Below are 24,056 nucleotides of genomic sequence, written 5' to 3' on the forward strand. Positions count from 1 at the left end.
GCCCGCGCCGGTCGTTGTCTGACGATTCTACATAAAACGTCTCCATCTGGAGACGAAATGGCCGTCCGGCCAGCCCGTGGAATCGGGCAGGGCTTTCCCGGGCAACGCATTGCGGCGTGTCTCCAGAGTGAGATAATCCGTCTCGTTCCGGAGACAGCCGGTCGAAAATACACGGAGACGAAGACACGATGATGAACGACTGGGCCCGCCTGCCCGTCAACTACGGCGACGTGCTGCGGCGCGCCGCCGAGTCGCTGTTCCGGACCTTCGAGGATTCGAGCGCGGGCACGGTGGTCGTCGATCGCGATGCACGCGTCGTGTGGATGAACGAGCGGTATGCGGCGCGCTTCGGTTTCGCCGATCCGCAGCAGGCCGTCGGCCTCGACTGCGAAGCCGTGATCCCGAACAGCCTGATGCGCGAGGTCGTGTCGACCGGGCAGCCGATCCTGCTCGACATCATGGAGACGGGCCGCGAGCCGCTCGTCGTCACGCGCCTGCCGCTGAAGAACGAGGCGGGCGAGACGGTCGGTGCGATCGGCTTCGCGCTGTTCGACCAGTTGAAGACGCTCACGCCGATCTTTTCCCGCTATGCACAGCTTCAGCAGCAACTGATCGCGACGCAGCGTTCGCTCGCGCAGGCGCGCCGCGCGAAATACACGTTCGCGAGTTTCGTCGGCACGAGCGCCGCGAGTCTCGAAACCAAGCGTCAGGCGCGCCGCGCCGCGCAGGTCGATTCGCCGGTGCTGCTGCTCGGCGAGACGGGCACCGGCAAGGAACTGCTCGCGCACGCGATCCACGCGGCGTCGGCGCGCGCACTCCAGCCGCTCGTGACCGTCAACGTTGCCGCGATTCCCGACACGCTGCTCGAAACCGAATTCTTCGGCGCGGCGCCCGGTGCGTACACGGGCGCCGACCGCAAGGGGCGCATCGGCAAGTTCGAGCTGGCCGATCGCGGGACGCTGTTTCTCGACGAGATCGGCGACATGCCGCTGCCGCTGCAGGGCAAGCTGTTGCGCGTGCTGCAGGACAAGGAATTCGAGCCGGTCGGCTCGAACCGGATCGTGCGCGCGGACGTCCGGATCATCGCTGCCACGAGCGCCGACCTGCCGGCGCTGGTCGCGGCCGGGCGTTTCCGCGCGGATCTCTATTACCGGCTGAACGTGCTGACGATCCACGCGCCGCCGCTGCGTGAGCGCGCATCCGACATCGCGGCGCTCGTCTACGCAACGCTCGAGGAACTGGCCGCGCAGCACGGGCGCGCTGCCCATTGCGAGCTGACCGACGATGCGTTGCAGATGCTGTGTGCGTATCCGTGGCCGGGCAACGTGCGCGAGTTGCGCAATACGCTCGAACGCGCGCTGATGCTGTCGGACCGCTCGGTGATCGATGCGTGTGCGCTCGCGCAGTTCCTTGGGCCGGTGCGCGTATCGACGGACGGCGCAGCACCGGCGCAGCCGGTGGCCGTGTCGCCGGTCGGGCGGCGCGCGGGCGAAGCGCCTGCTGCGCCGGCCGCATCGTATGCCGATGCATTGGCGGCGTGGGAGCGCCAGTTCCTGACCGATGCGCTGGCGGCCTGCGACGGGAAGGTGGTGGAAGCGGCCGCGCGCATCGGGATCGGCCGCGCGACGCTGTACAAGAAGCTGGCCGCGCTGGGCATTGACCGGTAGGCCGATCGGCAAAGCCGATGCGGCCGGACGTGAGGCATCGAACAGGAGATCACAATGAAACGGATCGGCATCGCAGGGTGGCTGGCCATGGTGCTGGCGACCTCCGCGCTCGCGCAGTCCGGCGACGCCGACGCGCCCGAGGCGCGGCGCAACTGGTACAACGATCCGTTCATCGCGCTGTCGCAGGACGTGGCCGAATGCCCGTTGCCGCTCGGCCCGTGGATGACCCGTGCCGAGATGACGGACGATGCCCATTACCGTGCCGAACGCGGCACCACCTGCTGGCTCGCGCACCGCTGCACGAAGCCGAACTCCTACATGTACGACGCACCGATCGCCGACGCCGTGAAGGCGCACTTCGCCGGCTCCGATCGGCTGCATGGCACGAGCCTGTGGATCACCGTGCAGCGGCGTTTCATTTACGTCGAAGGATGTGCCGATACGGCGTTCGATCGGCAGGCGTTGCAACGCGAACTCGAGGCGCTTCCGGACGTCGAGCAGGTTTTCGTTCGCATCACCGACGATCCGCGCAAGCGCTTGCCGTACAAGGCGCGCGGACAACCCGGCCGTATGCCGAACTGACGGCGGAAGGGCCGCGCATGGCATACTCGCGACATTCAAAAAAAGGTTGACGGGAAGAACAATGAAACACATGCTTGCGTCGGTCTGTCGGTGGCCTCGGGCGGCCGTCGTGTTGGCTCTCGTTGCAGGGCTCGGCGGGTGTGGCGGTAGCGCGCCGCTGTTCACTTCGGACGGGCGTCCGACTACCCAGGTGCAATGCACCGGCAACGACTGGAGCAATTGCACGGACAATGCCCGGGCGATCTGCAACGGGGATTTCGAAGTGCTTCAGCAATCGACCGATGACGCCACGCGAAATCTTCTCTTCGCGTGCAAGAAGAAGAGCGGTTATTGATCTCGAGATAACCGGCTGAGGAGACCACGATCGGGCGAAGCGCTTTTCTGTTTGCTGAGAGTCATCTATTTTTCACGAATAACACTCACGGAGTCCCATCCATATGGCGACCTACAGGCAACTGACCGCGCAGCTCGAACGGCTTCAGCAAAAGATCGACAAGGAACGCGAAAAGGCGATTGCCGACGCGATTGCCGATATCCGCGCGAAAATCGAGGAATACGACATTACGCCGGAAGAGCTCGGGTTTCGTCCGGCAGGGGCGGCCGCTGCCGCCGCGAAGCCGAAGCGTACGTCGCCGCCGAAATACCTGAACCCGAAGACGGGCGAAACGTGGAGTGGCCGTGGGCGCTCGCCGACGTGGCTCGGCAAGAATCGCGAGCGTTTCCTGATCAAGGACTGACTCCCGAAAATTCTCACCTTTCGCGTGCCGACTGACGGTGCGAACGGCCCTGCGGCCGTCGCACCGTTTTGTTTTTGTGCATTCCCGGCGCGATTCCCGACCGCGTATTGAACAGCGACGCCGCGCAATTAACGGATCCCGTTTTGCGAATTCGCAGCGATTCGGCGGGATATCGCGGCGAATTCCGGTAAACAGCGCTGCAATGGCACCGCACGGGCGCATTGGTTCGCGCCATTCTCGCGGTGCACGTGTGCCGCGAATTCCGATCACCTTTCGCGTGTTTGCGCGTGGCGTCGTGCAATTCCCGAAGATACTCACCATGGCTCCCGTAAATCCTCACCTTTGACGAAGCGGACGCAGCACCGCACCGCATGCGTGCACCGCGCGTGCCGAGCGAATGTGTACGCCCGGCGCGTGGCGATGGCTTCCGTGCTCGTGTTACAGGCACCATGGTGCGAGCGTTGACGTGTGTCGAATAGTCGGCCGTTCGGCATATAGGCAGCCGCATGCGCTTCGCCTATGCTTGGGGTTCGCGTCGATCGGTGTATGGCACTGTCCGTGCCGCCTGCCGATCGGGTCGTCTTTCGTTATCGCAGGGAGCCGATGTGACCGTTCGCCATCTCGATGCTTTGTTCCAGCCCAAGTCCGTTGCGGTCGTCGGCGCGTCGTCGCGCGCGGGCAGTATCGGCGCGATGGTGTGGTCGCGCGTGCTCGACGGAGCATTCCAGGGGCCCGTGTGGCCCGTCAATCCGAAGTATCGTGACCTGCACGGGCATGCAGTCGTTGCCGATGTCGACCGGTTGCCCGCGCCGCCGTCGGTTGCGGTGATCTGCACGCCGCCCGCGACCTGGGCCGGTATCGTGCGCAAGCTCGGCGAGCTCGGCACGCGCGTGGCGGTGATCGTCGGCGAGGCGCGCACGGATGCCGATCGCGCCGCGCTCGATCGCACGCTGAAGGCGGCGAAGCCGTTTGTGCTGCGTATCGTCGGGCCGGGCAGCCTCGGCGTGCTGTCGCCCGCACGGCATGCCCATTTCGGCGCGCCGGCCTATACGGCGCGATCGGGCGGCGTCGCGTGGGTGTCGCAATCGAATGCGCTGACGAACGCGGTGCTCGGCTGGGCCGATGCGCGGGGCCTCGGTTTTTCGCATGTCGTCGCGCTCGGCAGCGAGTCCGACGTCGATGCGGGCGACGTGCTCGACTATCTCGCGAGCGACCCCGGCACGCGCGCGATCCTGCTCGAACTCGATACCGTGCGCGCGGCGCGCAAGTTCATGTCGGCCGCACGCGCGGCCGCGCGCAACAAGCCGGTGCTCGCATTGCGCACCGGTCGCGCCGATCCCGGCGACGCGCTCTATACGGCAGCGTTCCAGCGCGCGGGGATGGTGCGTGTCGATGCGCTCGACGATCTGCTCGACGAGATCGAGACGCTCGGCGTCGGCCGCGTCACGGCGCGCGGCGCGGCCACGCTCGTGACGAGCGATGCGGGCGTCGCGAAACTCGCGGTCGATGCGGTGGCCGAAGTGCGCGTCATGCTGGCCGACTGGTCGCCCGCCGCCACGTCGGCCGTGTCGGCCGCGCTGCCGCATCTCGCATCGCCCGGCAATCCGCTGACGCTGGGCGACGATGCGCGCCCCGAGCATTTTGCCGCGGCGGTCAAGGCGCTCGCGCCGTTCCCGCAAACAGGCCCACTGTTCGTCGTCCATTCGACTTCGCACAGCGCGCCAGCCGATGCGGTTGCGCACACGTTGATCGAAGCGCGGCAGTACGCGCATCGCGGCATCCTCGCGTGTTTCTTCGGCGCGGTCGACGCGGCGACGCGCGATGCATTGCATGCGAACGGCATTCCCGTGCACACCACGCCGCAGCGGCTCGCACGCGCGTATGCGCGTCTCGTCGACTACAACCTCGGGCGGCAACTGCTGATGCAAACGCCCGAGGGCACGCCGTCGCAGCCGGCCGAGTGCGTTGCGTCCGCACAGGCCGACGCGCGCCGGATGGTCGAAGCCGGCCAGCATGAGCTGACCGGCGAAGCCGCGCTGCGCTGGCTGTCCCATTTCGGCCTGCAGGGCGAGCAGGCCATCGAGCCGGCCGGTACGAAAGTCGTCGATGTCACGGTCGACATGTACGACGACTCGAACTTCGGCCCGGTGTTTCGCTATGCCGTGCCGCCCGCGGACGGCGTATCGGCGCCGTTCGTCGTCTATGGCCTGCCGCCGCTGAACACCGTGCTCGCCCGCGCGGTGATGGAACGCTCGCCGTATGCGCGCAGCACACCCGTCGAGCCGACGCTCGACGCGTTGACGGCGCTGTCGCAGGTCGTCTGCGACGTGCGTGAAGTCGTCGCGATGTCCGTCACGCTGCGCGTGCGGTCCGACGGTGCGCAAGTGATTGCACCGCGCATCACGCTGGCCGCGGGGCGCAGCCGGCTCGCGATCATGCCGTATCCGCGCCACCTCGAGCAGACGCTCGAGTGGCGCGGCGAAACGGTGACGATCCGCCCGATTCGTCCGGAAGACGAGGCCGCGCACAACGAGCTGCTCGGCGCGATGACACCGGACGATCTGCGGATGCGATTCTTCGGTGCGGTGCGCAGCTTCGATCATTCGCAGGTGGCGCGCATGACGCAGATCGATTACGACCGTGAGATGGCCTTCATCGTGTCGTTCACCGATGTGTCGGGGCGCGACCACACGCTCGCGGTGGTGCGCGCGGTGGCGGATCCCGACAACGAGACGGCGGAGTTCGCGATCGCGGTACGACCCGATCAGAAGGGCAAGGGGCTTGGCCGGCTGATGATGGCCCGGATCATCGACTATGCGCGCTCGCGCGGAACGGCGTGGATGATCGGCGAGGCGCTACGCGAAAACTCGGCGATGATCTCGCTTGCGAAGTCGTGCGGTTTTGCCGTGTCGACGACGGAGGAGCCCGGCGTCGTGGGATTCAGGATGAAGCTGCAGCCGTAGCGTCCGTCGGCGGCCCGACGCCCGGAGACGTTGCATGCAGTCGATGTCCCCGGCCTTCCGGCATGTTGCAGATGTTTTAAGTCAGGAATGCAGAGCATTCGAGCCGGTCTCGCGAGCGAAGCGACCGCGAACGTGTCGGTGCCCGTTCGCGGCGGAAATATCGACGCACATATGGCCCCGCGACACGCGTATCGCTGGCCGCGATATCCGACCCGCGTCGCAGTTTTCCACGAGGTGTCCACACGCATTTACCGCCGTATTCCAGCCTCGAAAATTCGAACCTGCCCAAAAGGTGAGACTTTTCAGGAGCCGGCAGTGAGCTTCTTCGGGAGGAGCGGGGTGAGCCGATACGGGAGCACTTGGTGAGCCTTCCCGGGAGTCGCCGGTGAGTATCTGCGGGACACGTCGGTGAGCCTTTGCGGGGCGCATTGGTGAGGGGCTACGGGAAGTGCCGGTGAGGACATCCGGGAGACCTGGGTGAGGGTTTTCAGGAGCCTTGGTGAGCTTTTTCGGGAGGCGTGGGTGAGGGCTTGCGGGACGCCAAGGTGAGGCTTTTCGGGAGCATCCGGACGGACGGCTCGCGCAAGCGCAGCGCCGGCCAGGGCCGGCGTCACGCAGGGGGCGGGCACGCATGAACCGTGCCCGCGGTTACATTCAGGCAGCGAGTTTCGACGCCGCGTCGTTCACCTGGTCGCGCGAAATCGCGAGTTCCTCGAGGTGCGGATCGGCATAGATGGCGCCGGTTTCGCGCTCGAGGCGGGCGATCGTCAGTGCACAGCGCGCGGTGTCCTTCGGCATCGCGATGAAGCGCTTGACCGATTCGCCGGACGTGAATGCCTCGAACAGCGCGCCGCGCACGTCGTCCGGAAGCGTCTTGGTCCACTGGTACGGCTTGCCGTTGAACGTGATCGACGGCGGCAGCGTGCGTTCCTTCTTGGTCGCCGTGATGAGCCCGTAGGTGCGGGCCGCGTCGCCGATCTGCTCGGGCGAGAAGAGCTCGTCGGGCGTGATGTCGAACTGCTCGATATAGCTCTCGATCGCCTGCATCGCGGCCGTACGATCGTCGCGCTTCTTCTGCGCGCGCGCGACGATATCGCGCAGTTCGTCCGCCTCCTCGGGCGTGATCGTGAAGCTTGCCTGCTTCTGCTGAAGTTCGGAGAAACGCTGGAATTCTTGATCGTTCAGAAGTTTGGCCATGACATCCATCGGACACGACGGCCGCGACAACCGGCCGCCGTAGTTTTTGAGAGGGCCGCTATTTTAGCGTAGCGCCGTGGACGCACGATATGGCACCGTGCGTCGCGCCCCGCATCGGCGTGGTTGCGTGCGACCGGGATCGACGCAATGGCGCCGTACCCGGTGCGTTCCGACGCGCCTGCGTGTCAGCAGCGTCAGCAGGTTTCGGCGCGGCACATCGACAGATGGGCGGCGATGTCGCGCAACCCTTCAACGACCGCGTCGACCGACGGCGCCATGTGCGCATCGATCCGGCGCATGTACGGGCAGGTCAGCACCGCGATCGCATGGCCGGACGGCCCGAGGATCGGCGCGGTCAGGTCGGTCACACCGTACGCCTGGCGGCTGTCCTGGCGCAGGTAGCCGGCCTGCCGGATGGACTGGCACGCGTACGCGAGTTCCTGCTCGTTCAGCGGCGCTTCGCCCTTGACCTTGCGGTGCTCGGCGAGCATGTGTGCACGCTGTTCGGCGCCCTGGAACGACAGCATCACGCGCCCCGATGCCGTATCGGCGAGCCCGACGCGCGAGCCGAGCCGGACCGACACGCCCCACGGGCCGGGCCCGTCGACCTGCGCGATCACGAGCAGGTTGCCGCGATCGAGGACGGACAGGTGGCACGACTGTTCGGAGGCGTCGGCGAAGCGCTGCATCGGCGGCAAGGCCTCGGCGATCAGCCGGCTCATCGGCGGATGCCGGTGCGCGAGCGAGAACAGCTTGAGGCTGAGCGAGTAGCGGTCGCCGCCGGTCGAGCGCATCACGTAGCGGCGCGCGACGAGGCGTTCGAGCATCCGGTAGATCTCGCTCGCGTTGCGGCCGAGTTCCTTCGTGATTTCGGTGCGGGTGAGGCCTTCTTTCTGCTCCGACAGGAGTTCGAGAATGTCGAGACCCTTGTCGAGCGCGGGTGCACGATAGCGGTCGATTGCGCCCATCGATTCCCGAGCGTCGCAGCCGGGAAGCAGGTCGTTGGTTGTTTGCATTGTTGGTGTGAGGTTGGGGGATTGCCGTTGATCGATTGGCGACGCACGCTGACCGATTCTGCAACTCGCTTGTGTCGGGCCCGCGTGTGGCGACGAACGCCATCCGTTTGAGCTTAACAACAAACATTTAGTGTGCAATGCAGCGTCTTTTTACCGATCGTTACCGGACAAGAACGGATCGATTCGCTTTCAGGATGACAGGGAAGCTCCGAATACCCGGTATTCATGACAGGTGGCACCGATTCAAGGTTGTCGAAAGGAAATCGGGGGCGGCGGTGCCCGCGATGCTGCATCGCAGCGTCCGCGGGCGCACCAATAGTCGGTATCCGTCGCGCGTCATTTCATGGCGCGCGGCCGATGGTACAAAGACTGGCGGGCCAGCGACGGTGCGGCCGCGCGTGAAGCCGGCCGGTACGGGCCGGACCATGTCGCGGGTGCCGGGCCGTCGTCGCCGATGCGCAGACCGGCGGCCGCCCGTTCGATGCGCACCGTACTTCCGTGCGGTGTCACGATCGCTGCGCCCGCGCGACCCTTGCACGTCGAACGGCATGCCGGATGCGGCGCCGGCGCGTGCAATCGACGATCGACAATCAGTCCGGCGCGCGGCTGTGAAGGGCCGCGTCGGCCGGTATCCTGTCCCATTCGACTACAGAGGTTGAGCACGATGAAACTGCTTCGCTATGGCCCGTCCGGCCAGGAAAAGCCCGGCATTCTCGACGCGGACGGCCGGATTCGCGACCTGTCCGCGCATGTGCCGGATCTGTCCGGCGACGTGCTGTCCGACGCGGGTCTCGCGCGGCTGCGCGCGATCGATCCGGCCACGCTGCCGCTCGTGTCAGGCGAGCCGCGTATCGGCGCGTGCGTCGGGCAGGTCGGCAAGTTCATCGGCATCGGCCTGAACTACGCCGATCACGCGGCCGAAGCCGGCATGCCGGTACCGAAGGAGCCGGTCGTGTTCGGCAAGTGGACGAGTTCGATCTGCGGCCCGAACGACGGCATCGACATCCCGAAGGGTTCGGTCAAGACGGACTGGGAAGTCGAGCTGGGTGTCGTGATCGGCGCGACCTGCAAGGACGTCGACGAAGCGCGCGCGCTCGATTACGTCGCGGGCTACTGCGTCGTCAACGACGTGTCCGAGCGCGAATGGCAGATCGAGCGCGGCGGCCAGTGGGACAAGGGCAAGGGCTTCGACACGTTCGGCCCGATCGGTCCGTGGCTCGTCACGCGTGACGAGGTGCCCGATCCGCAGCGTCTCGACCTGTGGCTCGAAATCGATGGCCACCGTTATCAGAACGGCAACACGCGCACGATGGTATTCACCGTCGCGCAGCTGATCGCCTATCTGTCGAGCTGCATGACGCTGCAGCCGGGCGACGTGATCACGACCGGCACGCCGCCGGGCGTCGGGATGGGCATCAAGCCGTCGCCGGTGTTCCTGAAGGCCGGCCAGACGGTGCGCCTCGGGGTCGAAGGGCTCGGCGAGCAGTTGCAAAGCACGCGCAACGCGCAATAAGCATGTGCCCGGCGCGGGCCGGATCGCGGGTGCAATCAACCGCAACCCGGCCGCGCCGTCCGGTCACTGGCGTGCTTGCCTGCGGCGGCCGTCGCGAACCAGGCATCGATGCAGCAAAGACAAGGACAAGGGCCCGATTCCGCGCGATGCGGAATCGGGCCCTTGTCGTTCACTCGCGTCCGTACGAACCGGATCAGACGACGTTGTCGAGCTCGCAATGGGCTTCGAGCCGGTATCCGTCGGGATCGACGACGAACGCGGCGTAATAGCCGGGGCCGTAGTGCTCGCGCTTGCCGGGCCCGCCGTTGTCCTGGCCGCCGTGCTCGAGCGCGGCGCGGTAGAACGCGTCGACCTCGACGGGCGACGCGGCCTTGAACGACAGGTGCAGCCCCGAGTCGAGGTCGGCGGCGATGGGGCGAGCCGCGTGTTGCAGCCACAGTACCGGTTCGGTCTCGCCGTAGCCGATCGAGCCGTCGTCGCTATATAGACGCTTGTAGCCGAGCGCGCCGAGCGTGCTGTCGTAGAACGTGCGGCTGCGGCCGATGTGGGCGACGCCGAAGGAAAGGTGATCGATCATCTGTGGGCTCCTTGAACTGAAGGGGGACGTCAGTACGGCAACCTGCCTACAAGCACCATGCCAGCCGCTTGTAGCGAAGCGCGCCGAGCGTGCTGTCGTGGAACGCGCGGCTGCGGTCGTTGTGGATAACTCCGAAGGAAAGGCGATCGATCATCTGTGTCTCCTTGAGCTGAAAGGGCGCAGTGCAGCGAATCTGTTTTTAACCACCATGCTGGTTATGTTAGAAAGCGTCCGGATGCTTGTCAACCGGCATGATGGTTAGATACGATCGCGTCATGACCAAAACGCAACCTTCCGTCACGACGGACTGCCTGATTCCGGCGCCGCCGGAAACGCTGAGCATCGATTTCGCGAACACGCTGTACTGGCGCGGTGCCGACGCGCCGACGGAGACCTTCGGGACGCTGGACGACCTGTTCATGTGGTGCCGCGAGCAGGCGGGCGTACCGGCCGGCCTGGCCGACGCGTGTCGCGTTCGGGAGAAGGGTGACGAGCCGGCGACGCTCGCGCGTGCGCTCGCGCTGCGCGAGGCGCTGTATCGGCTCTTTCATGCGCAGGCCGAGCAGCGTGAGCCGCAGGCCGACGATCTGGCGCTGCTCGGCGGCTTTCTCGCGGAAGCGGCGCCGCGCGTCGCGCTGGCGCGCATCGACGGCGGATATGCGTGGCGGATCGGGGAGGGGCGCGCGACGTTGGCCGGGCTGCTGAGCCCGGTCCTGTGGTCGGCGATCGACCTGCTCGGCGGTGCGCGGCTCGCGAAGGTCAAGCGTTGCGCGAACGACGCCTGCCAGTGGCTGTTCATCGACGACAGCAAGAACGGTAGCCGCCGCTGGTGCTCGATGTCGTCGTGCGGTAATCGCGCGAAGGCGTACCGCCACTATCACAAGGCCGAGTGACGGGCCGCTTCAGCCAGGCGCGCGCCGGCGCGTCGAAGCCACCCTGCCTATTTCGCCGACAACTTCCGCCACAGCGTCGTCTTGCTGATGCCGAGCATCGCGCACGCGCGGTCGCGGTCGCCGCCGCACGCGTCGAGTACCGCGCGGATCTCGTCGGCTTCCGCACGACGGCGGCGTGCGTGCAGTGTCTGCGCGTCGTCGGTGTCGGCCGTGTCGGGCGGCGCGGCGAACAGTTCGGGCGCGATCGCCTGCAGCGCGTCGGGATCGAGCGCGCCGCACGCGGCCGTGGGATCGTTTTCATCGGCTTCTTCGGCGAGTTCCACCGCGATCCGCTCGATCACGTTCTGCAGTTCGCGCACGTTGCCGGGCCACCGGTAGCGCGCGAGCGCGGCCTGCGTCGCGCCGAGCACGCGCGCGGCATCGCCGGCATCGCGCAGGCGGTCGGCGAGGCGCGATTCGCGGCGCGCAGCCTGCACGAGCAGCGTGGCTGCGAGTGCCGGGATGTCGGCTGCGCGCTCGCGCAGCGGCGGCAGGCCGACGTTCAGGATGTTGAGCCGGTAATAGAGATCCGCGCGGAACGTGCCGGCCTCGACGGCCGCGAGCAGCGGACGGTGCGTCGCGGCGATCACGCGCACGTCGATGCGGATCGGCTCGGTCGAGCCGAGGCGGATCACCTCGCGCTCCTGCAGTACGCGCAGCAGCCGGCTCTGCAGCGACGGCGGCATCTCGCCGATCTCGTCGAGAAACAGCGTGCCGCGGTGCGCGGCCTCGAACAGGCCGGTCTTGCCGCCGCGCCGCGCGCCGGTGAACGCGCCTTCCTCATAACCGAACAGTTCGCTTTCGAGCAGCGCTTCCGGAAACGCGCCGCAGTTGACCGCGACGAACGGGTAGCTGCGCCGCGCGGACAGCGCGTGCAGGCTCTGCGCGATCATTTCCTTGCCGGTGCCGCTTTCGCCGAGCACGAGCACGGTCGCGTCGGATTTCGCGTAGCGGCGCACGAGATCGCGCACGCGCGCCATCGGCGCCGATGCGCCGACCACGTCGTCGAGCGCGTAGCGCGCCGCAAACTGCTGTGTGGTGGGCTGCGAACGCAGTGCGCGGTCGAGCCGTTCGACCGCGCGCGATTCCTGGAACGTCAGCACGCTGCCCGACGTGACGCCGCGATCGACGAGCGGCCCGCGATGCACGACGTAACGCACGCCGCGCACGGTCGCGAGTGCGTCGCCATCCTCGCCGCGCAGCGTGCGCAGCTCGGGCCGCAGGTCGACGAGCGCGCGGCCGACGGCCGCCGCGGGTTCGACCCCGAGCGCCGACGCGAGCCGCTCGTTGATCGCCTCCACGCGGCCGCGCGCGTCGAGCGCGACCACGCCGTCGCGCAGGTGCTGGAGCAGGTTGTCGAGCCGCTGACGGCGGAACGCCTCGGCATGCGTCGCATACGCGACTTCGAGCGCCGTATCGACGGCCTTGCGCACCGACGCATGCGAATACAGGAACACCGCGCCCATGCCGGCGCTGGCCGCGAGATCGGTGACGAGGCCGGGGCCGACGATCGTTTCGATGCCGCGGTCGCGCAGCTCGTGCACGCAGGCTTCCGCTTCCTGCGCGGACTGATATGACGCAAACTGCACGTCGAGGCCGTATGCGGCGACGAAGCGGCGCACTTCCGGCGGCGTTTCCCCGGCGCTGACGAGCGCGATCCGCGACGCGTCGCGCCGGGCGCGCGCGAGCGCCTGCATCACGTCGAAACCGGTCGGCGATACCACCACCACCGGCACCTGCGCACGCGTCTTCAGGAAGCCGCCGTTCGAGCCGGCCGCGACGATCACGTCGGGCCGCGCGGTGCCGGCCTCGGCGATCGCGCTGAGCGCATCCTCATAGGCGCGCGTCACGATGCGCACGTCGGCGCGTTCGTCGAATTCGCCGGCGATCTCGCGAAAGAGATCGCGCAGGCGGCTGATGCCCATCGCCCAGATGCGCGGGCGCGCCGCGCGATCGGCCGGGCCGACGGGCTTGGTCGAGGAGAGGTCCATGGCGGTCGATTATGCGCGCGCGATTTCATTTTTGAAACATGAGATTGCCGAATTGAAATCGCCGGGCATGGCATCGCCCGTGCCGGTTGCTTAAGAATCAGTGGGTTAGCGACGTTCCGCGAGCTGGCCCGGTCCTTGCTGTTATCGGGCATTCCATCAGGAGGCCGTTCATGAGCAATACGCATCTTCAGAGCGCCGGCGCGAAGTTCCGCGCGGCAGTCGCGGCCGAGCAGCCGCTGCAGGTGGTCGGCGCGATCACCGCGTACGCGGCCAAGATGGCGCAGGCTGTCGGCTTCAAGGCCGTATACCTGTCGGGTGGCGGCGTCGCCGCGAACTCGCTCGGGATCCCCGACCTCGGCATCAGCACGATGGAAGACGTGCTGATCGACGCGAACCGGATCACCAACGCGACCGACCTGCCGCTGCTGGTCGACATCGATACGGGCTGGGGCGGCGCGTTCAACATCGCGCGCACGGTGCGCTCGTTCATCAAGGCCGGCGTCGCGGCCGTGCACCTCGAAGACCAGGTCGGCCAGAAGCGCTGCGGCCACCGTCCGGGCAAGGAAGTCGTGCCGACCGACGAAATGGTCGATCGCGTGAAGGCCGCGGTCGATGCGCGTACCGACGACCAGTTCGTGATCATGGCGCGTACCGATGCCGCCGCCGCCGAAGGGATCGACGCCGCGATCGAGCGTGCGATCGCTTATGTCGAAGCCGGCGCGGACATGATCTTCCCGGAAGCGATGAAGTCGCTCGACGACTACCGCCGCTTCAAGGCGGCCGTGAAGGTGCCGATCCTCGCGAACCTGACCGAGTTCGGCTCGACGCCGCTGTTCACGCTCGACGAGCTGCGCGAGGCGAACGTCGACATCGCGCTGTACTGCTGCGGCGCGTATCGCGCGATGAACAAGGCCGCGCTGAACTTCTACGAGACGCTGCGCCGCGACGGCACGCAGAAGGCGGCCGTGCCGACGATGCAGACGCGCGCCGAGCTGTACGACTTCCTCGGCTATCACGAATACGAGCGCAAGCTCGACGAGCTGTTCGCGCAGGGCAAGAAGTAACGCGGCCCGCGCGCCGGGCACGGTTCCCGGAACGCTTTGCATGAAACCGGGCCGCGCGCACCCGTGCCGCGCCCGGCGGACATGACACCCCCGATACACATTGGAGAGCAGAAACATGAGCGAGACGAAAGACGCAGCAGCACCGGCCGCCGCAGGCGCATTCAAGCCGAAGAAGTCGGTGGCGCTGTCGGGCGTGGCGGCCGGCAACACGGCGCTGTGCACGGTCGGCAAGACCGGCAACGACCTGCACTACCGCGGCTACGACATTCTCGACGTCGCCGAATCGTGCGAATTCGAGGAAATCGCGCATCTGCTCGTGCACGGCACGCTGCCGAACCTGACCGAACTGGCCGCCTACAAGACCAAGCTGCGCGCGCTGCGCGGCCTGCCGAGCGCGCTGAAGGTGGCGCTCGAGCAGATCCCGGCGTCCGCGCACCCGATGGACGTGATGCGCACGGGCGTGTCGGTGCTCGGCACCGTGCTGCCGGAGAAGGACGACCACAACCTGCCGGGCGCGCGCGACATCGCCGACCGCCTGATGGCGTCGCTCGGCTCGATGCTGCTGTACTGGTATCACTTCTCGCACAACGGCAAGCGCATCGAGACGGAAACCGACGACGACTCGATCGGCGGCCACTTCCTGCACCTGCTGCACGGCAAGACGCCGTCGAAGTCGTGGGTCGAGGCGATGCATACGTCGCTGATCCTGTACGCGGAACACGAATTCAACGCATCGACGTTCACGGGCCGCGTGATCGCGGGCACGGGCTCGGACATCTACTCGGCGATCACCGGCGCGATCGGTGCGCTGCGCGGGCCGAAGCATGGCGGCGCGAACGAAGTCGCGTATGAGATCCAGAGCCGCTACAGCTCGCCGGACGACGCCGAAGCCGACATCCGCCGCCGCGTCGAGAACAAGGAAGTCGTGATCGGCTTCGGCCACCCGGTCTACACGATCTCCGATCCGCGCAACAAGGTGATCAAGGGCGTCGCGCACAAGCTGTCGAAGGAAGCGGGCGACGTGAAGCTGTACAACATCGCCGAGCGCCTCGAATCGGTGATGTGGGACGCGAAGAAGATGTTCCCGAACCTCGACTGGTTCAGCGCGGTGTCGTATCACATGATGGGCGTGCCGACCGCGATGTTCACGCCGCTGTTCGTGATCTCGCGTACGTCGGGCTGGAGCGCGCACATCATCGAGCAACGCGTCGACAACAAGATCATCCGCCCGAGCGCGAACTACACCGGTCCGGAAGACCTGCAGTTCGTGCCGATCGAGAAGCGCTGATCGCCCGCCGCGCGCACCGGCGCCCGTGATAAGGGCCGCCGGCGCGCGCGGAACGTCATACCCAGATTCCCGCCCCACATCATGAATACCGCCAACCGCAAACCCCTGCCCGGCACGTCGCTGGACTATTTCGACGCGCGTGCCGCGGTCGACGCGATCGCGCCCGGCGCCTACGACACGCTGCCGTACACGTCGCGCGTGCTCGCCGAAAACCTCGTGCGCCGCTGCGATCCGGCGACACTCGCCGATTCGCTGAAGCAGATCATCGAGCGCAAGCGCGAACGCGACTTCCCGTGGTTCCCGGCGCGCGTGGTGTGCCACGACATCCTCGGGCAGACGGCGCTCGTCGACCTCGCGGGCCTGCGTGACGCGATCGCCGACGGCGGCGGCGACCCGGCGAAGGTGAACCCGGTCGTGCCCGTGCAGCTGATCGTCGACCACTCGCTCGCGGTCGAATGCGGCGGCTTCGATCCGGACGCGTTCGCGAAGAACCGCGCGATCGAGGATCGCCGCAACGAGGATCGCTTCCACTTCATCGAGTGGACGAAGAAGGCGTTCGAGAACGTCGACGTGATCCCGCCGGGCAACGGCATCATGCACCAGATCAACCTCGAGAAAATGTCGCCGGTGATCCAGGTCAGCGGCGACGGCGTTGCATACCCGGACACCTGCGTCGGCACCGACAGCCACACGCCGCACGTCGACGCGCTCGGCGTGATCGCGATCGGCGTCGGCGGCCTCGAAGCGGAGAACGTGATGCTCGGCCGCGCGTCGTGGATGCGCCTGCCTGACATCGTCGGCGTCGAGCTGACCGGCAAGCGCCAGCCCGGCATCACTGCGACCGACGTCGTGCTCGCGCTGACCGAGTTTCTGCGCAAGGAAAAGGTGGTCGGCGCGTACCTGGAATTCCGTGGCGTTGGCGCGGCGAGCCTCACGCTCGGCGATCGCGCGACGATCTCGAACATGGCGCCCGAATACGGCGCGACGGCTGCGATGTTCTTCATCGACGGCCAGACGACCGATTACCTGCGCCTCACCGGCCGCAGCGACGAGCAGGTGAAGCTGGTCGAGACCTACGCGAAGGCGGCGGGCCTGTGGGCCGATACGCTGAACAACGCGCAATACGAGCGCACGCTCACGTTCGACCTGTCGAGCGTCGTGCGCAACATGGCCGGCCCGTCGAACCCGCACAAGCGGCTGCCGACGTCCGACCTCGCCGCGCGCGGGATCGCCGGCCAGTGGGAAGAGAAGGCGGGCGAGATGCCCGACGGCGCGGTGATCATCGCCGCGATCACGAGCTGCACGAACACCAGCAACCCGCGCAACGTGATCGCCGCGGCCTTGCTCGCACGCAACGCGAACGCGAAGGGCCTCGTGCGCAAGCCGTGGGTGAAGAGCTCGCTCGCGCCGGGCTCGAAGGCGGTCGAGCTGTACCTGGAAGAAGCGAACCTGCTGCCCGAACTCGAGAAGCTCGGTTTCGGCATCGTTGCGTTCGCGTGCACGACTTGCAACGGGATGTCGGGCGCGCTCGACCCGAAGATCCAGCAGGAAATCGTCGATCGCGACCTGTACGCGACGGCCGTGCTGTCCGGCAACCGCAACTTCGACGGCCGTATCCACCCGTATGCGAAGCAAGCGTTCCTCGCGTCGCCGCCGCTCGTCGTCGCGTATGCGATCGCCGGCACGATCCGCTTCGACATCGAGAAGGACGTGCTCGGCCACGATCAGGACGGCAAGCCCGTCACGCTGAAGGACATCTGGCCGACCGACGAGGAGATCGATGCGATCGTCGCGTCGAGCGTGAAGCCCGAGCAGTTCCGCAAGGTCTACGAGCCGATGTTCGCGCGTAGCGCCGATGCGGGCGAGCGCGCGGCGCCGCTGTACGACTGGCGCGCGCAGAGCACGTACATCCGCCGTCCGCCGTACTGGGAAGGCGCGCTGGCCGGCGAGCGCACGCTGCAGGGCATGCGCCCGCTCGCGGTGCTCGGCGACAACATCACGACCGACCACCTGTCGCCCTCGAACGCGATCCTGCTCGACAGCGCAGCCGGCGAATATCTCGCGAAGATGGGCCTGCCGGAAGAGGACTTCAACTCGTACGCGACGCACCGGGGAGACCACCTGACCGCGCAGCGCGCGACCTTCGCGAACCCGACGCTGATCAACGAGATGGCGGTCGTCGACGGCGCGGTGAAGAAGGGCTCGCTCGCTCGCGTCGAGCCGGAAGGCAAGGTCATGCGGATGTGGGAAGCGATCGAGACGTACATGAATCGCAAGCAGCCGCTGATCGTCGTGGCCGGCGCCGACTACGGCCAGGGCTCGTCGCGCGACTGGGCCGCGAAGGGCGTGCGGCTCGCGGGCGTCGAGGCGATCGCCGCCGAAGGCTTCGAGCGGATCCACCGCACGAACCTGATCGGGATGGGCGTGCTGCCGCTCGAGTTCAAGCCGGGCACGAACCGGACGACGCTCGGCATCGACGGCACCGAGACCTTCGACGTGATCGGCGAGCGCACGCCGCGCGCCGACCTGACGCTCGTGATTCACCGCAAGAACGGCGAGCGCGTCGAGGTGCCGATGACGTGCCGGCTCGATACGGCCGAGGAAGTGTCGATCTACGAAGCGGGCGGCGTGCTGCAGCGTTTCGCGCAGGACTTCCTCGAATCGTCGCAGGCGGCCTGACGGGCGCACAACGGGAACACAGACATGGCTCATATTCCTCAAATCAGGATTCCCGCGACCTATATCCGCGGCGGCACCAGCAAGGGCGTGTTCTTCCGGCTGCAGGACCTGCCGGACGCCGCGCAGGCGCCGGGCGCCGCGCGTGACGCGCTGCTGCTGCGCGTGATCGGCAGCCCCGATCCGTACGGCAAGCAGATCGACGGGATGGGCGGCGCGACGTCGTCCACCAGCAAGACGGTGATTGTGTCGAAGAGCACGCGGCCCGGCCACGACGTCGACTACCTGTTCGGCCAGGTCGCGATCGACAAGGCGTTCGTCGACTGGACCGGCAACTGCGGCAACCTGTCGGCGGCCGTTGGCCCGTTCGCGATCAGCGGCGGGCTCGTCGATCCGGCGCGCGTGCCGCGCGACGGCGTCGCGACCGTGCGGATCTGGCAGGCGAACATCGGCAAGACGATCGTCGCGCATGTGCCGGTCACGAATGGCGCGGTGCAGGAGACGGGCGACTTCGAGCTGGACGGCGTCACGTTCCCGGCTGCCGAAGTGCAGCTCGAATTCATGGACCCGGCCGCCGAGGAAGAAGGCGCGGGCGGCTCGATGTTCCCGACCGGCAACCTCGTCGACGATCTCGCGGTGCCGGGCGTCGGCACGCTGAAGGCGACGATGATCAACGCGGGCATCCCGACGATCTTTGTCGAGGCGGAAGCGATCGGCTATACGGGCACCGAGCTGCAGGACGCGATCAACGGCGATGCGAAGGCGCTCGAGAAGTTCGAGACGATCCGCGCGCACGGCGCGCTGCGCATGGGCCTGATCGATACGCTCGATGAAATCGCGACGCGGCAGCACACGCCGAAGATCGCGTTCGTCGCGAAGCCGGCCGATTATGTTGCGTCGAGCGGCAAGCGCGTGAACGCGGGCGACGTCGACCTGCTGGTGCGTGCGATGTCGATGGGCAAGCTGCATCACGCGATGATGGGCACGGCGGCGGTCGCGATCGGCACGGCCGCGGCGATCCCCGGCACGCTCGTCAATCTGGCGGCGGGCGGCGGCGAACGCAACGCGGTGCGCTTCGGCCATCCGTCGGGCACGCTGCGCGTCGGCGCGGAAGCGCAGCAGCAGGAGAACGGCGAGTGGACCGTCACGAAGGCGATCATGAGCCGCAGCGCGCGCGTGCTGATGGAAGGCTGGGTGCGGGTGCCGGGCGACGCGTTCTGATCGCTGCGGGCGGTATCGATGGAGATGCGGGCGGCTTCGGCCGCCCGCGTCGTTTCAGTCAGCCGTGCAGGAAACGGCGCAGCGCGTCGTGGCTCAGTCGGCGCGCCGTTTCGGACACACGTGCGCCGGGAACGATGTCGAAACCGTGCACGCCGCCGGGCAGCACGTGCAGTTCGGTCGGCACGCCCGCGCGCAGCAGGCGCTGCGCAAAGTCCAGATTTTCATCGAGGAACAGGTCGAGCGAGCCGACCGACAGGAACGCGGGCGGCAGGCCGTCGAGCCGCGTGGCGCGTGCGGCCGCGGCGTATGGCGACACGCCGTCGATGCCCGGCGCGTGACCGAGCAGCGAGGTCCAGCCGAACCGGTTGTTGGCCGCGTGCCAGACGAATTCGCCGGCATGTGGATGCGGCGTACGCGTGCAGGTGCGGTCGTCGAGCATCGGATAGACCAGATGCTGGAACGCGAGCCGGTATTCGCCGCGGTCGCGGGCCAGCAGCGCCAGCGCGGCGGCGAGCCCGCCGCCCGCGCTCTCGCCTGCCACGCCGATGCGGGCCGCGTCGATGCCGAGCGTATCGGCATGGCGGAAGACCCATGCGAGCGCCGCGTAGCAATCCTCGATCGCGCCGGGAAACACGGTTTCCGGCGCGAGCCGGTAGTCGATCGAGATCAACGCGCAGCCGAGCTGCGTCACGAGAGACCGGTGCACCGCCTCGAGATCGTTCGCCTTGCCGCGCACGAAGCCGCCGCCGTGCATGTGAACGATTGCCGGGAGCGGGTGCGCGTGATGGTCGGGCAGGTAGACGAGGACCGGGACGTCCGGCGCGCCGGCAGGGCCGGGCACCGCGCGGCGCTCGAGCGTGCTGCCGGCAAGGTCGGGCGGCGGCAGCGGCAGCACGCGTTCGCGCGACTGTGCGAGGTTGTCGAGGCCGAGCGTGACGGTCGGCCAGGTTTCGAGCAGCGGGCGGATTTCAGGATCGACGAGATGCAGGGTGTCCAACGCGTAGCTCCATCGTGAAGGTGGGCGGTGCACCGCGGTCAGAGCACGCTGCGCGCGATGACCCAACGATGGACCTCGGTCGGGCCTTCGAAGATGCGCATCAGCCGCGCTTCGCTGGCCATCTGCTGCAACGGCATTTCCTTCGTCATGCCCATCGCGCCGAGCGTCTGCATCGCATGATCGATGACGCTCGATGCCATTTCGGTGGCGAACACCTTGACCATCGAGATCTGCGTGCGTGCATCCTGCCCGGCATCCACGCGCGCGGCCGCTTCGTAGGTCATGAGGCGGCATGCGTGGATCTGCGTGAGCGCGTCGGCGACCCACCACTGGACCGCCTGGCGTTCCGCGAGCGGCACGCCGAAGGTCTTGCGCTGTTTCGCATGGTCGCACAGCATCGCGACCGCGCGCTCGGCGCGGCCGATGCACCATGCGGCCATCTCCAGCCGCCGGTTCGCGAGCCGTGCCTGCATCGGCGCGAAGCCGGCACCTTCCTGGCCCAGCCGTTGCGCGGCGGGAATGCGGCAGTCGTCCAGCACGATTTCGTAGGTCGACAGCCCGCCGATCATCGGAATCCGCCGTTCGATGACGAAGCCCGGCGTATCGCGGTCGACGATGAACGCCGACATGCCGCCGCGTTTGCCCTTGCTTCGATCGGTGAGCGCCATCACGATCGTCCAGTCGGCTTCGGGCGCGTGGCTGATCCAGATCTTCCGTCCGTTCAGCACCCAGCTGTCACCGTCGCGCACGGCCGTCGTCGACAACGCGCCCGGGTCCGAGCCGGCGCCCGGCTCGGAGATCGCCATCGCGGCACGCGTGAGCCCGCGTGCGTACGGTTCGAGATAGCGCGCGCGCTGTGCGTCGTCGGCCACTTCGCACAGCATCCGCAGGTTCGGTGAATCGGGCGGCAGGATGTACGGCGTCACGGTTGTACCGATCGCTTCGTTGACGCCGACCATCGCGACGGCCGGCAGGTCCGAGCCGCCGGCGTCGAGCGGCGCGTCGAGGCCCCACAGGCCGAGCTGCCGGGAACGCTCGTCGAGGTGTGCGCGTTCTTCGTCGAGCAGCCCGAAGCGCTGGCCGTCGGCCTCGCGGGCCATGACCGCCGCTTCGAGCGGAATCAGCTCGTCCTGCACGAAACGTGCGACGAGGTCGCGGATCATCCGGTGTTCGAGTTCAAGGTCGAAATTCATGGGAGTCGATGTGTGTGAGAAAAGGGAGGTCGATGCCGTCAGCCGGCGTTCGTGCGCGACACCGCGCGGGTGCGCAGCGTGCCGAGCAAGGCGATGGCGCCGGCCGCAAGCAGCACGGCGTTGAAATAGAGGCCGCCGCGCATCGACCCGGTGGCCGTGTTGAGCACGCCCATCAGGAACGGGCTCGCGAACCCGCCGATCGCACCGGACATCGTGATCGCCGCGATCGCGACCGCCATCGAGCGCTTCGGCAGCGCGAGCCCCGGCAGCACCCAGAACGCAGGCAACGCCGCGGCGTGCGTGGCGACCGCGACGCAGAGCGCGATCATCAGGTGCGATGTGCCGGTGGTGCTCGCCAGCCCGGCGAGCGTGACCGCGCACGCGAGCATCGCGACTGCGCCGTGCCCGCGCCATTCGCGCCGGCGCTCGGTGCGCCAGCCCATCGCGAGCATGCCGACGATGCCGCACAGGTAGGGCAGCGCGGATAGCAGCCCGATCTGCATCGCGCCGTGCAGACCGCCGCGATGCAAGATCACGGGCATCCAGAACACGAGCGCGTAGCCGGCTGCCGCGATCGCGAAATTGGCCGCGCACAACAGCCAGAAGTCGCGGTGCGCAAGCAGCGGCCGTGCCGTGTTCGCGTCCGGCGCGCCGGCTTCGGCGTGGATGTGCGCGGCGCGCAGTGCGGCCTTGTCGGCGTCCGACAGCCAGCGCGCGTCGTCCGGCCGGTCGTCGAGAAAGCGCAGCGCGACGAGGCCGAGCACGCTGCTCGGCAGCCCTTCGACGACGAACAACCATTGCCAGCCGCTCAGGCCGGCGGCGCCGTCGAAGTAAGAGAGGATGGCGCCCGACACGGGGCCGGCGATCAGTCCCGCGAGGTACAGCGCGGTCATGAACAGCGCGAACGCCTTCGCGCGCTGCCGTGGCGGATACCACGCGCCGAGATAGAACAGGATGCCGGGGAAGAAGCCGGCCTCGAACACGCCGAGCAGGAAGCGGCACGCGTAGAACTGCGCGGGCGTCGTGACGAACATCGTCGCGGCCGAGCCGAGCCCCCACAGCACCATGATCCGGGCAATCGTCTTGCGTGCGCCGATTCGCGCCAGCAGCGCATTGCTCGGAATCTCGAACGCCATGTAGCCGATGAAGAAGATGCCCGCGCCGAGCCCGTAGACGGCATCGGAGAAGTGCAGTTCGGCGGCCATCTGCGCGTGTGCGAAACCGATGTTGATCCGGTCGATGAACGACAGCGTGTAGCAGAGGATCAGGAACGGCAGCAGCCGGCGCGAGATCCGGCGGTAGAGCGCCTGCGTCGCGCGATCGTCGACGGCGGCCGGGTGAGAGGAAAGGGTCGGGGTCATGGGCACTCCGTCAGAAGCGGTGAACGATGCCGAGCGCGAACACCTGCTCGGTGCCGCCCGGTTGCGGCTGCAGGCCGACGACGATCGTGTTGCGGGCGTCGCCGCCGTTCTTCATGTACAGGTAGCGCGCGTAGAGCGACGTGCGCTTCGACAGCGGATGGTCGTAGCCGACGCCGAGCGCGGTCGCGTCGTTCGCCGAGCCTTTCACGTCGCGGCGCACGACCGAGACGAGCACGCGATCGAGCGCGCCGACGTTGATCGACGCGCCGGCGCTCGCCGTCGAGAACGCGGGCAGGTGCGGCGCCGTGCCGACGCCGTACAGAAACGCGGCGTACAGCTTGACGCGTGCGAATGCGTAGTTGGCCGCGAACACGTAGTGGCGCGTCGTCGACGGCGAGACGACAGGCGCCAGGTTGCCGGCCGACGTGTCGCCCTGGAAGCCGGCGCCGAGGTAGAGCCCGCCGATCCGGTACTGAAGCCCGGCGCCGTAGTTGCGCCCGGCTTGCGTGGATAGCGCATTCGGTGTCGGAAAGCCGTACGTGGCCATCACGCGCAGGCCGTTCCAGTCGGGGCTCAGATACGACGCGGCCTGGTTGAAGCGCGGAATCGGTGGCGTCGTGTTGCTCGTGATCGTGTCCGTCGACGTCGCGAGCAGCGCGAGCGGGGACAGCCGTTCGTTGAGCCCGAACGGATCGCCGTCATAGACGATGTAGAACACGGGCGTGTATTGCCGGCCGAGCCGGAGGTCGCCGTAGCGTGTGTTCTGCAGCGACACGTAGGCTTGCCGGTAGAACAGCGTGCCGCCCTGGAACGATCCGTCGGCCGGCGAGAAGCCGCTTTCCAGCACGAACTTCGTCGATGTGCCGCCGCCGAGATCCTCGACGCCCGTCAGTCCGAACCGGCTCGTCGACGAGCCGCCGCCGCTTTGCCGCACGCTCGACAGGCTGCCGATGCGATCGAATTCGACGTAGCTGTCGACGATCCCGTACAGCGTGACTGACGACGCGTGCGCCGATGTGGCGCACAGCACGCACGCGCCGATCAGGAGTGCTTTTCGTTGCATGAAGGTGTCTCCGTTCCA

Annotated in this window: 19 protein-coding genes; 11 read left to right on the forward strand and 8 right to left on the reverse strand. The window is 67.5% G+C overall.

Going from position 1 to position 24,056, the window contains the following annotated elements; translation table 11 throughout:
* Nucleotides 1-188 precede the first annotated feature (188 nt).
* The 5 genes from ACPTTF_RS17830 (at nucleotide 189) to ACPTTF_RS17850 (ending at nucleotide 5,949) form a co-directional block, all read left to right on the forward strand.
* Nucleotides 189-1,667, forward strand: a complete 1,479-nt coding sequence (locus ACPTTF_RS17830; protein ID WP_423367590.1) for a sigma-54 interaction domain-containing protein — start codon at nucleotides 189-191, stop codon at nucleotides 1,665-1,667.
* A 54-nt stretch (nucleotides 1,668-1,721) separates the two neighbouring features.
* On the forward strand, nucleotides 1,722-2,249 hold the full coding sequence (locus ACPTTF_RS17835; RefSeq protein WP_166956102.1) for a BON domain-containing protein: 528 nt from the start codon (nucleotides 1,722-1,724) through the stop codon (nucleotides 2,247-2,249).
* Nucleotides 2,250-2,310: 61 nt separating this feature from the next.
* The gene (locus ACPTTF_RS17840) at nucleotides 2,311-2,583 is read left to right on the forward strand and encodes a hypothetical protein (RefSeq protein WP_166956103.1); all 273 of its coding nucleotides are present in this window, start codon (nucleotides 2,311-2,313) and stop codon (nucleotides 2,581-2,583) included.
* A gap of 103 nt (nucleotides 2,584-2,686) precedes the next feature.
* Entirely contained in the window at nucleotides 2,687-2,986 is a 300-nt protein-coding gene (locus ACPTTF_RS17845) for an H-NS family nucleoid-associated regulatory protein (RefSeq protein WP_166956105.1), read from the forward strand.
* 605 nt (nucleotides 2,987-3,591) lie between these two features.
* Entirely contained in the window at nucleotides 3,592-5,949 is a 2,358-nt protein-coding gene (locus tag ACPTTF_RS17850) for a GNAT family N-acetyltransferase (RefSeq protein WP_423367591.1), read from the forward strand.
* Nucleotides 5,950-6,603: 654 nt separating this feature from the next.
* Here the strand turns inward: ACPTTF_RS17850 and ACPTTF_RS17855 are convergent.
* Nucleotides 6,604-7,155, reverse strand: coding sequence for a hypothetical protein (locus tag ACPTTF_RS17855; RefSeq protein WP_089475847.1), 552 nt, complete (start codon nucleotides 7,153-7,155; stop codon nucleotides 6,604-6,606).
* 185 nt (nucleotides 7,156-7,340) lie between these two features.
* A complete protein-coding gene (locus tag ACPTTF_RS17860; protein WP_166956109.1) occupies nucleotides 7,341-8,162 on the reverse strand; it encodes an IclR family transcriptional regulator in 822 nt (273 codons plus the stop codon).
* Nucleotides 8,163-8,826: 664 nt separating this feature from the next.
* Here ACPTTF_RS17860 and ACPTTF_RS17865 point away from each other — a divergent pair.
* Entirely contained in the window at nucleotides 8,827-9,675 is an 849-nt protein-coding gene (locus ACPTTF_RS17865) for an ureidoglycolate lyase (RefSeq protein WP_166956111.1), read from the forward strand.
* 193 nt (nucleotides 9,676-9,868) lie between these two features.
* Here the strand turns inward: ACPTTF_RS17865 and ACPTTF_RS17870 are convergent, their stop codons facing one another.
* Nucleotides 9,869-10,252, reverse strand: coding sequence for a VOC family protein (locus ACPTTF_RS17870; protein WP_166956113.1), 384 nt, complete (start codon nucleotides 10,250-10,252; stop codon nucleotides 9,869-9,871).
* A gap of 251 nt (nucleotides 10,253-10,503) precedes the next feature.
* Between ACPTTF_RS17870 and ACPTTF_RS17875 the strand changes: the two genes are divergently transcribed.
* A complete protein-coding gene (locus ACPTTF_RS17875) occupies nucleotides 10,504-11,145 on the forward strand; it encodes a CGNR zinc finger domain-containing protein (protein ID WP_423367592.1) in 642 nt (213 codons plus the stop codon).
* A gap of 47 nt (nucleotides 11,146-11,192) precedes the next feature.
* Here ACPTTF_RS17875 and prpR read toward each other — a convergent pair whose 3' ends face one another.
* Entirely contained in the window at nucleotides 11,193-13,175 is a 1,983-nt protein-coding gene (gene prpR / locus ACPTTF_RS17880) for a propionate catabolism operon regulatory protein PrpR (protein WP_423367593.1), read from the reverse strand.
* Nucleotides 13,176-13,345: 170 nt separating this feature from the next.
* On the opposite strand from prpR, the gene prpB reads away from it, so the two are divergent.
* The 4 genes from prpB to prpF all read left to right on the forward strand — a co-directional run bounded on the left by prpB (nucleotide 13,346) and on the right by prpF (nucleotide 19,424).
* A complete protein-coding gene (prpB, locus tag ACPTTF_RS17885) occupies nucleotides 13,346-14,239 on the forward strand; it encodes a methylisocitrate lyase (protein WP_166956116.1) in 894 nt (297 codons plus the stop codon).
* 115 nt (nucleotides 14,240-14,354) lie between these two features.
* Nucleotides 14,355-15,527 (forward strand): bifunctional 2-methylcitrate synthase/citrate synthase, encoded by a 1,173-nt coding sequence (gene prpC, locus ACPTTF_RS17890; protein WP_423367594.1) that lies wholly within the window; start codon nucleotides 14,355-14,357, stop codon nucleotides 15,525-15,527.
* A gap of 81 nt (nucleotides 15,528-15,608) precedes the next feature.
* The gene (acnD, locus tag ACPTTF_RS17895; RefSeq protein ID WP_423367595.1) at nucleotides 15,609-18,206 is read left to right on the forward strand and encodes a Fe/S-dependent 2-methylisocitrate dehydratase AcnD; all 2,598 of its coding nucleotides are present in this window, start codon (nucleotides 15,609-15,611) and stop codon (nucleotides 18,204-18,206) included.
* A gap of 24 nt (nucleotides 18,207-18,230) precedes the next feature.
* A complete protein-coding gene (gene prpF / locus ACPTTF_RS17900) occupies nucleotides 18,231-19,424 on the forward strand; it encodes a 2-methylaconitate cis-trans isomerase PrpF (RefSeq protein ID WP_423367596.1) in 1,194 nt (397 codons plus the stop codon).
* A gap of 58 nt (nucleotides 19,425-19,482) precedes the next feature.
* Here the strand turns inward: prpF and ACPTTF_RS17905 are convergent, their stop codons facing one another.
* From ACPTTF_RS17905 to ACPTTF_RS17920, 4 genes are read right to left on the reverse strand one after another with little or no spacing between them, the layout of a single operon-like run.
* Nucleotides 19,483-20,421 (reverse strand): alpha/beta hydrolase, encoded by a 939-nt coding sequence (locus ACPTTF_RS17905; protein WP_423367597.1) that lies wholly within the window; start codon nucleotides 20,419-20,421, stop codon nucleotides 19,483-19,485.
* A 38-nt stretch (nucleotides 20,422-20,459) separates the two neighbouring features.
* Nucleotides 20,460-21,614: an acyl-CoA dehydrogenase family protein gene (locus ACPTTF_RS17910; protein WP_423367598.1), complete on the reverse strand. Its 1,155-nt coding sequence runs from the start codon at nucleotides 21,612-21,614 to the stop codon at nucleotides 20,460-20,462.
* A gap of 38 nt (nucleotides 21,615-21,652) precedes the next feature.
* On the reverse strand, nucleotides 21,653-22,975 hold the full coding sequence (locus ACPTTF_RS17915; RefSeq protein ID WP_423367599.1) for an MFS transporter: 1,323 nt from the start codon (nucleotides 22,973-22,975) through the stop codon (nucleotides 21,653-21,655).
* Between the two features lie 10 nt (nucleotides 22,976-22,985).
* Nucleotides 22,986-24,038 (reverse strand): porin, encoded by a 1,053-nt coding sequence (locus ACPTTF_RS17920; protein ID WP_423367600.1) that lies wholly within the window; start codon nucleotides 24,036-24,038, stop codon nucleotides 22,986-22,988.
* Nucleotides 24,039-24,056: the final 18 nt, after the last annotated feature.

The sequence above is a fragment of the Burkholderia crassaminum genome (assembly GCF_964265005.1).
GTDB lineage: Bacteria > Pseudomonadota > Gammaproteobacteria > Burkholderiales > Burkholderiaceae > Burkholderia.

Bases quoted from the DNA above. Each gene is read 5' to 3' on its own strand.
- ACPTTF_RS17845 (WP_166956105.1), top strand. From the start codon at position 2,687: ATGGCGACCTACAGGCAACTGACCGCGCAGCTCGAACGGCTTCAGCAA.
- ACPTTF_RS17855 (WP_089475847.1), bottom strand. From the start codon at position 7,155: ATGGATGTCATGGCCAAACTTCTGAACGATCAAGAATTCCAGCGTTTC.
- ACPTTF_RS17865 (WP_166956111.1), top strand. From the start codon at position 8,827: ATGAAACTGCTTCGCTATGGCCCGTCCGGCCAGGAAAAGCCCGGCATT.
- ACPTTF_RS17835 (WP_166956102.1), top strand. From the start codon at position 1,722: ATGAAACGGATCGGCATCGCAGGGTGGCTGGCCATGGTGCTGGCGACC.
- ACPTTF_RS17870 (WP_166956113.1), bottom strand. From the start codon at position 10,252: ATGATCGATCACCTTTCCTTCGGCGTCGCCCACATCGGCCGCAGCCGC.
- prpF (WP_423367596.1), top strand. From the start codon at position 18,231: ATGGCTCATATTCCTCAAATCAGGATTCCCGCGACCTATATCCGCGGC.
- ACPTTF_RS17915 (WP_423367599.1), bottom strand. From the start codon at position 22,975: ATGACCCCGACCCTTTCCTCTCACCCGGCCGCCGTCGACGATCGCGCG.
- prpC (WP_423367594.1), top strand. From the start codon at position 14,355: ATGAGCGAGACGAAAGACGCAGCAGCACCGGCCGCCGCAGGCGCATTC.
- ACPTTF_RS17840 (WP_166956103.1), top strand. From the start codon at position 2,311: ATGAAACACATGCTTGCGTCGGTCTGTCGGTGGCCTCGGGCGGCCGTC.
- prpR (WP_423367593.1), bottom strand. From the start codon at position 13,175: ATGGACCTCTCCTCGACCAAGCCCGTCGGCCCGGCCGATCGCGCGGCG.
- ACPTTF_RS17860 (WP_166956109.1), bottom strand. From the start codon at position 8,162: ATGCAAACAACCAACGACCTGCTTCCCGGCTGCGACGCTCGGGAATCG.
- prpB (WP_166956116.1), top strand. From the start codon at position 13,346: ATGAGCAATACGCATCTTCAGAGCGCCGGCGCGAAGTTCCGCGCGGCA.
- ACPTTF_RS17830 (WP_423367590.1), top strand. From the start codon at position 189: ATGATGAACGACTGGGCCCGCCTGCCCGTCAACTACGGCGACGTGCTG.
- ACPTTF_RS17910 (WP_423367598.1), bottom strand. From the start codon at position 21,614: ATGAATTTCGACCTTGAACTCGAACACCGGATGATCCGCGACCTCGTC.
- acnD (WP_423367595.1), top strand. From the start codon at position 15,609: ATGAATACCGCCAACCGCAAACCCCTGCCCGGCACGTCGCTGGACTAT.
- ACPTTF_RS17920 (WP_423367600.1), bottom strand. From the start codon at position 24,038: ATGCAACGAAAAGCACTCCTGATCGGCGCGTGCGTGCTGTGCGCCACA.
- ACPTTF_RS17875 (WP_423367592.1), top strand. From the start codon at position 10,504: ATGATGGTTAGATACGATCGCGTCATGACCAAAACGCAACCTTCCGTC.